Genomic DNA, 11,556 nt, shown 5'->3' on the forward strand with positions numbered 1-11,556 from the left:
CCTGCGCCCCTCGCCTCCTCGCCTCCTCGCCTCCTCGCACCGGAACGGAACCTCATGCGACGACGACTCCTCCCCGCCGCGCTCCTCCTGCCCTTCGCCCTGCTGCTCACCGCCTGCGGCGGGAGCTCGTCCGCGAGCACCGACACCGACGGAACGGGCTCGGTCACGCTGGACATCGGCGACCAGAAGGGCGGTTCGGAGGCCATCCTGCGCGCCGCCGGAGAACTGGAGAACCTGCACTACAAGATCAAGTGGTCGACGTTCACCTCCGGCCCACCGCTGCTGGAGGCCGTCAACGCCAAGGCCGTCGACATCGGTGGCGTCGGCAACACCCCGCCCGTCTTCGCGGCCGGCGCCGGCTCGAAGATCACCGTCGTGGCGGCCTGGCACGGCACCTCCAGGGGCGACACCATCCTCGTGCCGAACGGCTCCGAACTGACCGCGCCCCGGCAGCTCAAGGGCAGGTCCGTCGCCGTCGCCCAGGGCTCGTCCGCCCACTACCAGCTGGTCGCCTCACTCGGGAAGGCAGGGCTGAGCCTGTCCGACGTGAAGGTCAAGTACCTCCAGCCGGCCGACGCGCTCGCCGCGTTCACCTCCGGCAAGATCGACGCCTGGGCGGTCTGGGACCCGTACACCTCGCAGATCCTCCAGGCGAAGCAGGGCCGGGTGCTGACCACCGGGGACGGCGTCACCAACGGCCTCACCTTCCAGGTCGCCTCGCCCGCCGCGCTGAAGGACCGCGAGAAGGCCGCCGCCATCAAGGACTACCTGGCGCGGCTGCGGCGGGCCACGGACTGGGTGAACGGCCACCAGGAGGAGTGGGCCAAGGTGTGGGCCGAAGACACCGGTCTGCCGTACGAGGTGGCACTGGCCTCCGTGCGGCGCACGAACTCCACCCGCGTCGCGGTCGCCGTCGACGGACCGCTGGTCGCCTCGGAGCAGCGGATCGCCGACGCCTTCGCCGGGCTGGGGCTCATCCCGCGCAAGGTCGGCTTCGGCGACTTCGTGGACCGGCGGTACAACGGCGGGCTCCCGCCGTCGACGACCCCGGCCAAGGAGTGACGTCCCCGGCCGAAGACCGACGACCCGGACAAGGGCTGAGGGAGGAGAGCGGGGACGGCCGTGGAAGTACCGCGGGACCCGGATGTCCGCCGGGGCACGCCGGGCCACCGGGCCACCGGGCCACCGGGAAGATCCCTGTGCCGGTTCCTGTTGGGGACAGGCATGAACGCAGCACGCAGGGCCGAGGTCGAGGTCGTCGTGGCGGGCGCGGGCCAGGCAGGTCTGTCCGCCGCCTATCACCTGCGGCGGTCCGGGTACGGCCCGGACCGCGACTTCGTGGTCCTCGACCACTCCCCCGGCCCCGGCGGCGCCTGGCAGTTCCGGTGGCCCTCGCTGACGTTCGGCAAGGTGCACGGGATGCACGCGCTGCCCGGCATGGAGCTGACGGACGCCGACCCGGCGCGGCCCTCGGCCGAGGTGGTCCGGGAGTACTTCGACCGGTACGAACACGCCTTCGACCTGCGGGTCCGGCGGCCCGTGGACGTCCGCGCGGTGCGCGAGGGCACCGGAGGGCGGCTGCTCGTGGAGACGTCGGACGGCACCTGGGCGACCCGGGCCCTGATCAACGCGACCGGCACCTGGGACCGGCCGTTCTGGCCGCGCTACCCGGGCCAGGAGACCTTCCGGGGACGGCAGCTGCACACCGCGCGGTACGCGGGTCCCGAGGAGTTCGCCGGCCTGCGGGTCGTGGTGGTGGGCGGTGGGGCGTCGGGCACCCAGCATCTGCTGGAGCTCGCCCCCTACGCCGCCGCGACCACCTGGGTCACCCGGCGGCCCCCGGTCTTCCGCGAGGGACCGTTCGACCAGGAGGCGGGCCGCGCGGCCGTCGCGCTGGTGGAGGAGCGGGTGCGCCGGGGACTGCCGCCGCGCAGTGTGGTCTCGGTCACCGGGCTGCCGCTGAACGACGCGATCCGGCGGGGTCTCGCGGACGGGGTCCTCGACCGGCGGCCGATGTTCGACCGGATCACCCCGGACGGGGTGGAGTGGCGGGACGGGCGGAAGGTGGCGGCCGACGTGATCCTGTGGGCGACCGGTTTCCGGGCCGCGCTCGACCATCTCTCCCCGCTCGGGCTGCGCGAACCGGGTGGTGGCATCCGCCTGGAGGGCACGCGCGCGGTCGCCGATCCGCGGGTCCACCTCCTCGGCTACGGTCCCTCGGCCAGCACTATCGGGGCCAACCGGGCCGGGCGCGCGGCCGTCCGGGACATCCGTCGGCTGCTGGACGGGGAGGCCCTCGCCGCGTGACGTGCCGCCGCTCAGCCGTCCGAGGGCTGCGCGGGGTCCGGGGAAGGCGAGGACCACGGCACGCCGCCGTCCGGCGATGCCGGCGCCGCGCTCTGGTGGACGGCGTGGAACTCGGCCACGTTCCGCAGGTGCTCGTCGTAGTCGGCGGTGAAGCGGGTGTCGCCGGGCCGGATCGTGACGAAGTAGAGCCAGTCGCCCGGGGTGGGGTTGAGGGCGGCGCGCATCGCGTCCGCGCCGGGGTTGTCGATCGGGGTCGGGGGCAGACCCATGCGCTGGTAGGAGTTGTACGGGCTCTGCACCTGGCCGCTGCTCTGGCCGCCCTGGACGGGGTCGTGGTCGAGCGCGTAGCTGACGGTCGAGTCCATCTGCAGCGGCATTCCGCGGGCCAGCCGGTTGAGGATGACCCGGGCGATCCTGCCCATGTCCGCCTTGGTGCCCGCCTCGGCCTGGACGATGCTGGCGACGGTGACGGCCTGGTGGAGGTTCATGGCGTTGCGCTGGGCCCCCGCCGTGACCGGCGCGAGGCCGTACTTGTCGTTGGCGGTGTCGACCATGGTGCGCAGCAGTGACTCCGGGGTCGCGCCTTCCGGGATCGGGTACGTCGCCGGGAAGAGATAGCCCTCCGGGTTGCCCTCGGCCTCGCCGGGCAGTCTGAGCGCCGCCTTGCCGAGCGACTTGCGGGTGCTGCCCGGGGGCAGCCGGAGCGCCTTGTCGACCGCGTCGTACACCTGGCTCGCGCGCCAGCCCTCCGGGATGACCAGTGTGGCGGGACTGGTCTGTTCGCGGTCGCCCGCGAGCAGCAGCAGCGGCACCGCCACGACGGTGCCGGCCGCGACGGCGCCGGCCACGAGGGTGACGAGTCTGCCCCGGCGTGTCAGTCGGATGCTCCGTGGCGGAGTGTTCGTCTGCATGCGGGCACGTTAATACGCACATCGTCATAAATCTGGCATATGTTCAGTCTGTCGGTCGCAGTTGCGCATCGCGGCGCACCAGGGCCGCGTACCGGCCGTCGCGCTCCAGCAGTTCCTCGTGCGTGCCGCGTTCGGCGACGCGGCCGGAGTCCAGCACCACGATCTGGTCGGCGCCGCGGACAGTGGACAGCCGGTGGGCGATGGTGATCGTGGTGCGGTCGGCCGACAGCGCGTCGATGGCCTGCTGGACGGCCGCCTCGGTGCGGGTGTCGAGCGCGCTGGTCGCCTCGTCCAGGATGAGGACCGGCGGATCGCGCAGGATGGTGCGGGCTATGGCCAGGCGCTGCTTCTCGCCGCCGGAGAAGCGGTGGCCGCGTTCGCCCACGACCGTGTCGTAGCCGTCGGGCAGCGCGGTGATGTGGTCGTGGATCTGCGCGGCCCGGGCCGCCGCGTGCAGTTCCTCGTCGGTGGCGTCCGGCTTGGCGAAGCGCAGGTTGTCGGCGACCGAGGCGTGGAAGAGGTAGGTCTCCTGGGAGACGACACCGACCGCGCGGGCGAGGGTGTCGAAGTCGAGGTCGCGGACGTCCACCCCGTCCAGCGTGACCCGGCCGCCGGTGACGTCGTACAGGCGCGGTACGAGATAGCCGAGCGTGGACTTGCCGGCGCCGGTCGGGCCGACGACGGCGAGGCTGCCGCCGGCCGGCACGGTGATGTCGACGCCGTCGAGGACGGGGCCGCCCTTGTCGTCGTAGCGGAACGCGACGTCCTCGAAGCGGACTTCGCCCTTGACCGTGTCGAGGCGGACCGGCCGTTCGCGCTCGGTGATGTCGACGGGCAGGTCCAGGTACTCGAAGATGCGCTGGAAGAGCGCCAGCGAGGTCTGGATCTGGACGCCGGTCGCGAGCAGGCTCACGGCCGGACGGAACAGGCCCTGCTGGAGCGAGACGAAGGCGACGATGGTACCGAGGGAGACCTCGGGGCCGCCGAACCGGAGGGCGAGGCCGGCGGTCCAGTAGATGACGGCGGGCATGGCGGCCATCACGATCGTGATCACGGCCATGCGCCAGCGCCCGGCCATGTTCGCCCTGACCTCGAGGTCGACCAGGCGCTCGGACTCCGTGGCGAAGGACGCGGTCAGGGAGTCGGAGCGGCCCATGGTGCGGCCGAGGAGGATGCCGCTGACCGAGAGCGACTCGGTGACGGTGGCCGCCATCGCGGCCATCTGTTTCTGCCGCTGGGTGGTGATCTTCTTGCGTTCGTTGCCGACGCGGCGGCTGATCCAGACGAACGCCGGCAGCAGGACGAGCGAGACGATCGTCAGCCGCCAGTCCAGCGCGACCATCGCCACGACCGTGGCGACCACGCTGGTGACGTTGGAGACCAGGGAGGTGGCGGTGGAGGTGACGGTGGCCTGCATGCCGCCGATGTCGTTGGCGATGCGGGACTGCACCTCGCCGGTGCGGGTGCGGGTGAAGAAGGCGAGCGACATGCTCTGGAGCCGGCCGTAGACCGCCGTGCGCAGGTCGTGCATGACCCGTTGGCCGACGGTGGTCGAGATCAGCGTCTGGAGCACGCCGAAGACGCCGGCCAGGACGGCGCTGAGGATCATGCCGAGCGCGAGCAGGCTCAGCAGACCCGTGCGGCCCTCGGGAATGGCGACGTCGAGCGTTTCCCGCAGCAGGAACGGCGTGGCCACCGAGACCAGCGAGGAGGCGCCGACGAGCAGCCCGACGACGGCGAGCCGCCCGCGGTAGGGACGGAAGAGCCGCAGGATGCGGCGCACCTGCCGGGGCTGCTCGCCGGCGTCGGCAGGTGGGGTCCAGGAGGGTTCACGGTCGGGATGCATGGGCTCCTACGGAGGGGAACGGGCGCCGGACCCGGGACGGCCGGCGAAGCCTGACTGATCGTAGCTCATTGTTACCTATACTCACAATGAACGGCATCCTGATATTGTTCCCGCATGACCACCCCCGATGCGGACAGCGCGCTCGCCGAGCAGTTGCTGCGGCTCACCCGCCGGGTGCACCGCATCCAGAAACACCATCTGGAACAGCGTGCACTGGGCGTCACCCCGGCGCAGTCCCGGCTGCTGCGCACCCTCGCGCACTACCCCTCGCCGCCGCGCATGGCCGACCTGGCCGAGCGGCTGGAGGTGGTGCCGCGCGCGGTGACGACGCTGGTCGACGGCCTGGAGGCGAGCGGCAAGGTACGGCGGGCGCCGGACCCGGCGAACCGGCGCGTGACCCGGATCGAGCTGACGGACGAGGGCCGCGCGACCCTGCGCGAACTGCGCGGCGCCCGTCGCTCGGCGGCCGAGGAGATACTGGCGCCGCTGACGGAGAAGGAGCGTCAGCTGCTCGGCGTACTGCTGGACACGCTGATCGACGGGGACGCCGCGCCGCGCTGCTGACCCCTTCGGCAGTGGCCCCCGCCGCGAGGCCTCCGCACCGAGGCCTCCGCGCCCGGGGACGGCCCGCCCGGGGAGCGGGGGGGCCACCGCCGTGGGCCGGGCTCAGCAGCGGTCGCGGTCCTCCGTGAGCACGCCCTGGACCGCGGTCAGCGAGCGGTCGTGGCAGCCGGCCGGGCCGAGGAGGCGGTAGCGCTCGGTCGAGGTGCCGACCGCGTGCCGCTGGTCACGCGGGACGTCGAGGGTGTAGGAGGCGTCGCCGGCGTAGGTGTCGTCCAGCCGTGTCCACGCGACGCGCCGGCCGCCCTCCCGTGTCACCGCCGACGCCCGGTCGCCGAGGGTGAGCCGGGTGCGCAGCCGGCCGTCCGGGCCGAGGGTGACGGTGCCGTTCATGACGTAGGTCCGGTGCGTGCGCGTCGTCCGCGCGGGGCCGGGACCGGCGGTCCGGACCGACTCGTCGTCGCTCCAGGAGGCGTCGAGTCCGTCCGTGTTCTCGCCGTCGGTCCAGCGGTGGACGGAGGTGTGGGCGAGCGTCCGGGTGACGGTGGTGGTCACCCGTCCGTGAGAGGTGTCCAGATACCCGGAGACGGTGAGCCGGTGCCCCGCCCCGGTATCCACGCGGTGCTCCCGGCCGGGCGTGTACACCGAGGAGTTCGCGGGGTCGGTGGCCGTGTCCGCGGTGAGCGCGCCGGGGACACGGGCCCGGTGCGGGTCCTGCCACACGAGGACGTTCACCGGTGTGCTCCAGCCCGGCTGCCCCGTCGGCACCCCGGCCACGGACACCTCGACGCGGTGCGGCCGGCCGTCGTTGAGCAGACCGGCGAAGGGCGTGAGGTCGTACTCGACGGGCCGGACGTCGAAGGCGCGCGGGGCCGGGACGACGTACCAGAGGAAGGGGTTGGACCAGCCGCCCGTCCACACGTGCGGGAACGGCGCCGCGATGCCGGCGAGCCGGCCGTCGACACTGATCCGCACCTCGCGGTACGGGCCGTGGTCGGCCTTGCAGGAGTACGGCGCCGGGTCGGCGACGGTCAGGTACCAGAACTCCTCGCAGCCACCGCCCGAACCCGTCGCGTACACCTCGGCGACGATCCGTTCGCTGTTGCGCGGGGTGGTGAGCGTCGTACCGGCGGACGTCTCGTCGAGGGTGAGGACGCGGTCGGGGGCGGGGGCCGCGGGGCGTCCGGCGTAGAAGGTCAGGGTGACGTGTACGTCGATGACACCGGTGTAGGTGTCGTCCACCACGTTGCCGATCAGCATCTCGACGTCCCGGGCGGTGCGGAAGGTCTCGCCGTAGCGGGTGACGTCCTTCTCGACGTGCCACTCGATGCCGTCGGGCGAGGGCTCCGGGGTGGAGGTGCGCAGGACCTCGACGCCGCCGACGCGCAGATAGCCGAGCCGGTCGTACTGACGGCCCTTCACCTTGCCGTCGAGGCGCAGGACGACCTTGCTCCAGCGGTCGCCGCAGCCCTCGGGGGGCGCGTAGGCGCCGCGGTAGGGCGTGAAGTCACGGAACCGCGCGTCGGCGAGGGTGACCTGGCACGAGCGGGTGTGCGGCCGGTCGACGGGCGGGGCCGCGGTCACCGGGTCGTGCCAGTCGGAGCCGAACTCGGCGGGCACGTCCACCGCCTGGGCGGCGGGCGCGGCCGTGCCGAAGAGCGCGCTTGCCAGGAGGGTCGCCCCGGCGATCATGGACATGACTGACTTTCTTCTCATGGCCCGTGTTCTACGGGGAGACGGCCCGGCCCGCAATGACGCCTCGGACGCGGCGGCGGGATGACGACAGCCGTCCCGGGACACCACACGAGCACCCAGAGAAGTGACATTTAGTTATATAAGCGCACTTTACTGGCATAGTGCGGGCATGGAGATCACGACCGTCGGTCCCGTCGCCGGGCGCCCCGCTCCTCTCCCCGCCCACGGACACCCGCGATGAAGGCGCCGGCCACGGGTAAGGGGCCGGTCACCCGCGCATCGGCACGGCGCCGCCGGGCCATGCGCACGCTCATCGCAGCCGCCGCGCTCGCGGGGGCAGCCGCCGTCACCGGTACCGCCCTGTTCGCCGGTCCGGGCCCCCGCCCCGGGCGCGGCGCCCCCGTCCCCGTCCCCGGCGCCACCGCCGGTCCGGCCCCGTCGCCCGGCGCGCCCGGCATCGGCGACCCGCTCATGCCGCTCGCCGGCAACGGCGGCTACACCGTCCGCCGGTACACGCTCGACTTCGACTGGCTCGCGCCCCGCACGCCCTTCCGGGCCGGCGCCACCCTCCACGCCACCGCCACCCAGGCCCTGTCCCGCTTCGACCTGGACTTCGCGGGCAACACACTGCACCGCGTCACCGTCGACGGGGCACCGGCCGCCGCCGAACGCCACGGCGACGAACTCGTCATCACCCCCGCCAAGCCGATCCCCCGCGGCGGCGCGTTCACCGTCCGCGTCGCGTACACCGCCGATCCGACGCGGCAACGCCACCGCGACGACGCGATCCAGGACTACGGCTGGGTGCCCACGTCCGACGGGACCGTGGTCTGCGCACAGCCCGACGGCGCCCGGATGATTTTCCCGGCCAACGACCATCCCAGCCTGCGGGCGCCCGTCACCTTCCGCGTCACGACCCCTCCCGGGCTGACCGCGGTGGCCAACGGCCGGCTCGTCGGCACCGTCCGGCAACCCGACGGCCGTACCCGCTGGACGTACGACTCCGAACAGCCGATCGCGGCGCAGCTCGTACAGCTGGCGATCGGGAGGTTCACGTTCGTCGACGGCGAGGGGCCGCGCGGGCTGCCCGTCCGAGACGTGGTGCCGGACGGGCTGGTCGCGGACACCGAGGAGTACCGCTCGCTCACCCCGGACCACCTGGCCTGGCTGGAACAGCGGCTCGGCCCGTACCCGTTCCGCCGCTACGGCGTCCTGGTCGGGGACACCGACCTGCCGGTGGCGCTGGAGACCCAGTCGCTCTCCGTCCTGCCCCGGGACGACCTGCTGGGCGACCGGGTCGACGCCGAACGCGACCTCGTGCACGAGCTGACCCACCACTGGACGGGGGACAGCGTCGCCGTCCGCCGCTGGTCCGACCTGTGGCTGAGCGAGGGTCACGCCCGATTCTACGAACGCCTGTACTCCGGCGAGCACGGCGGGGCCGGCCTGGAGTCCGTGATGCGGGCGGCGTACGAACAGCACGACCAGTGGCGCCACGACGAGGGAGCCCCCGCCGAACCCACCGACGCCACGCTGTTCAAGGTGATGCGGTACGACGGTTCGGCGCTGGTGCTGTACGCGCTGCGCGAGAAGGTCGGCGAGGAGACCTTCGGCCGGATCGAGCGGGCCTGGGTGACCGTCTACCGGGGCCGGGCGGCCGGCACCCGGGACTTCACCGCCCTCGCCTCCCAGGTCGCGGGCGAGGACCTCGGCCCGTTCCTGACCTCGTGGCTGTACGGACCGCACACCCCGCCGATGCCGGGGCATCCCGACTGGCGGCCGGACCCGGTCGAGGACTGAGCGGCCGAGCGACCGGGTGACCGGTCCGGGCGGCGGCGGGTGGTCGCGGACGGCGATCGTTCTTGGTCGCGTTTGGTTGCCCCGGGCAGCGGAGTCACTGCCGCCGACCGGGTGGCCTCTGGGGGACCGCTGGTCCACCCCGGTGACGCTCGCCACGACACGGCGCGCGGGGCACGGAAACGTACAAGGGGTGGCGCGACGGGCAACTCCTCTGCCCTGGTTGCGAACGAGCGTGGTTGGGAGAACCTCTGCAATGAGAAGAACTGTCGCTGCTCGTGTCCCCGGTGCCGTCCGGAGATGCCGCCGTACGGCCTGCGTGATCGCGGGGTCGGTGCTGCTGCCACCGCTGCTGATCCTCCCGATGTCCGGCTGCGCCGATCCGTCCGACCGTCAACTGCAGGATGCCTTCACGGAAGCCGCGCGCGAGTTCCACGTGCCGCGCAGTGTCCTCATGAGCGTGTCCTACGCGCAGTCGCGCTGGGACTCCCACCCCGGCACGCCCAGCGTCGCGGGCGGCTTCGGGCCGATGCACCTGCTGGACCCCGACCTCGTCACCGCCCCGGCCCCGTCCGCCGACCCGCAGGCGGCGGACGGCGTCCGCACCCGTCCGGGCGCCGCGGCCCCCGGGCCGGCCGCCCCGGAGAATGCCGACGCCTCGCCCGGCCACGCCGTGCAGCCCGCGGACCTGCCCAACGCGGCACGGTTGATCCACGTCCCGGCCGAACGCCTGCGCAAGGACGCCGTCGCCAACGTACGCGGCGGTGCGGCGCTCCTCGCGGCCACCCAACGGCAGCTCGGCAAACCCCTCAGCGCCGACCCGGGAGACTGGTGGGAAACGGTGGCGCGCTTCCCTGGCACCCGTGACATCACGTCGGCCGCCGCCTACGCCGACGACGTCTTCGCCCTGATCCGCCGCGGCGCGCACCGGACCACCGCCGAGGGACAGGAGGTCACGCTCCCCGCCACCCCCCGTGTCCGGCCGCGCCACCGCCCCGCCGCCGCGCGGGGCCCGCAGCGGCAGAAGGACGTCGAGTGCCCCGCCGAGCTGGCCTGCGACTGGCTCGGCGCCCCCTACGAGGAGATCGACGACAGCGCGTACGGCAACCACGACCTGGCCGACCGCCCCCGGGACCAGCCGATCGAGTACATCGTCATCCACGACACGGAGGCGGAGCTGCCGAGCATGCTCCAGACGGTGCAGGACCCCACGGAGTCGTCCTGGCACTACTCGATCCGCTCCAGCGACGGCCGTGTCACCCAGCACGTCAAGACCAAGGACGAGGCCTGGCACTCGGGCAGCCAGTTCGTGAACGCCCGCTCCATCGGCATCGAGCACGAGGGGTTCCTCACCCAGCCGGGAACCTGGTACACGGAGCGGATGTACCAGGCCTCGGCACGCCTGGTGAAGTACCTGGCGAAGAAGTACGCCATCCCGCTGGACCGGCAGCACATCTTCGGCCACGACAACGTGCCGGCCCCGACCGCCGACAGCATCCCCGACATGCACGACGATCCCGGCCCCTTCTGGGACTGGCGCCACTACTTCGACCTCCTGGGCGCGCCGCTGCGGGCCACGGCGGGACCGGACAGTGACATGGTGACCATCCTGCCCGACTACGCCACGCACCAGCCGGATTTCACGGGCTGCGCCCGCAGCGGTTCACCGTGTCGGCCGCACGGCTCCAGCGCCGTCCGGCTGTACACCGAGCCGAGCGAGCGCGCCCCGCTGATCCAGGACCCGGGCCGCAAGCCGGACGGCGACGACTCCACCAGGGACGTCAACGACCTGGGTTCGCGCGTCTCCGCCGGCCAGACCTTCGCCGTCGCCGACCGCAGCGGCGACTGGACGGCGATCTGGTTCCAGGGACACAAGGCCTGGTTCAAGAATCCCCGGAACCGTCCGACCGCCGTCGGCGCGGCCGGACGCATGGTCACGCCGAAGGAGGGCCTGGACGAGGTCCCGGTGTACGGGCGCGCCCTCCCGGAGGAGGAGGCGTACCCGGACGACGTGGACGAGCCGGACGAGTCCCCGCTGCCGTACAGCATCCAGACGGGCCAGCGGTACGTGACGCAGTCCGGGGTGGGCAGCTCCTACACCCCCAAGTCCTTCACGGACGCGCCGAACCCGGTGGTGTGGGGCCGGGAGAAGTACTACGAGATCCAGCTGGGTCACCGCCTCGCCTACGTCCGGGCCGGTGACGTGGACGTCGTGTCCTCGTCCTCGTCTTCGTCGCCGGCGTCGGCGTCGGCGTCGGCAGCGGCACCGTCTCCCCAGGAGCACCCGGCCGGGGCGGCCGGGGCCGCCGGACGATGACGGCACGGGGGGGGGGGGGGGGGGGGGGGGGCTGCCCGAGGGCGGGGCCCCACGCGGCAAACGCAGGAGGTTTTGTGCCGCCTGGGAAAAACAGTTTGACGTCCCCCAAACCATAAAAAAAC

The 11,556-nt window shown here is 72.9% G+C and carries 8 protein-coding genes; 5 read left to right on the plus strand and 3 right to left on the minus strand.

What is annotated here, in order from left to right; genetic code table 11:
• Window positions 1-54 precede the first annotated feature (54 nt).
• A complete protein-coding gene (locus tag ACZ4W9_RS26680) occupies window positions 55-1,062 on the plus strand; it encodes an ABC transporter substrate-binding protein (protein WP_467940025.1) in 1,008 nt (335 codons plus the stop codon).
• A gap of 162 nt (window positions 1,063-1,224) precedes the next feature.
• Entirely contained in the window at window positions 1,225-2,307 is a 1,083-nt protein-coding gene (locus ACZ4W9_RS26685) for an NAD(P)-binding domain-containing protein (protein WP_467940026.1), read from the plus strand.
• Window positions 2,308-2,318: 11 nt separating this feature from the next.
• Here the strand turns inward: ACZ4W9_RS26685 and mltG are convergent, their stop codons facing one another.
• Together mltG and ACZ4W9_RS26695 are read right to left on the minus strand one after the other, a co-directional pair.
• Entirely contained in the window at window positions 2,319-3,218 is a 900-nt protein-coding gene (gene mltG, locus ACZ4W9_RS26690) for an endolytic transglycosylase MltG (protein WP_467940028.1), read from the minus strand.
• Window positions 3,219-3,261: 43 nt separating this feature from the next.
• Window positions 3,262-5,064: an ABC transporter ATP-binding protein gene (locus ACZ4W9_RS26695; RefSeq protein WP_467940030.1), complete on the minus strand. Its 1,803-nt coding sequence runs from the start codon at window positions 5,062-5,064 to the stop codon at window positions 3,262-3,264.
• 114 nt (window positions 5,065-5,178) lie between these two features.
• On the opposite strand from ACZ4W9_RS26695, the gene ACZ4W9_RS26700 reads away from it, so the two are divergent.
• Complete coding sequence (locus tag ACZ4W9_RS26700) at window positions 5,179-5,628, plus strand: MarR family winged helix-turn-helix transcriptional regulator (protein WP_467940032.1); 450 nt, start codon at window positions 5,179-5,181, stop codon at window positions 5,626-5,628.
• A gap of 102 nt (window positions 5,629-5,730) precedes the next feature.
• Here the strand turns inward: ACZ4W9_RS26700 and ACZ4W9_RS26705 are convergent, their stop codons facing one another.
• Entirely contained in the window at window positions 5,731-7,341 is a 1,611-nt protein-coding gene (locus ACZ4W9_RS26705) for a peptide-N4-asparagine amidase (RefSeq protein WP_467940034.1), read from the minus strand.
• 279 nt (window positions 7,342-7,620) lie between these two features.
• On the opposite strand from ACZ4W9_RS26705, the gene ACZ4W9_RS26710 reads away from it, so the two are divergent.
• Both ACZ4W9_RS26710 and ACZ4W9_RS26715 read left to right on the plus strand, forming a co-directional pair.
• Entirely contained in the window at window positions 7,621-9,120 is a 1,500-nt protein-coding gene (locus ACZ4W9_RS26710) for a M1 family metallopeptidase (protein WP_467940036.1), read from the plus strand.
• Window positions 9,121-9,373: 253 nt separating this feature from the next.
• Window positions 9,374-11,434 carry an N-acetylmuramoyl-L-alanine amidase gene (locus ACZ4W9_RS26715; protein WP_467940038.1) on the plus strand — a complete coding sequence of 687 codons (2,061 nt, stop codon included), beginning with the start codon at window positions 9,374-9,376 and terminating at the stop codon, window positions 11,432-11,434.
• Window positions 11,435-11,556 lie beyond the last annotated feature (122 nt).

Source organism: Streptomyces sp. NPDC029296, from assembly GCF_055569255.1.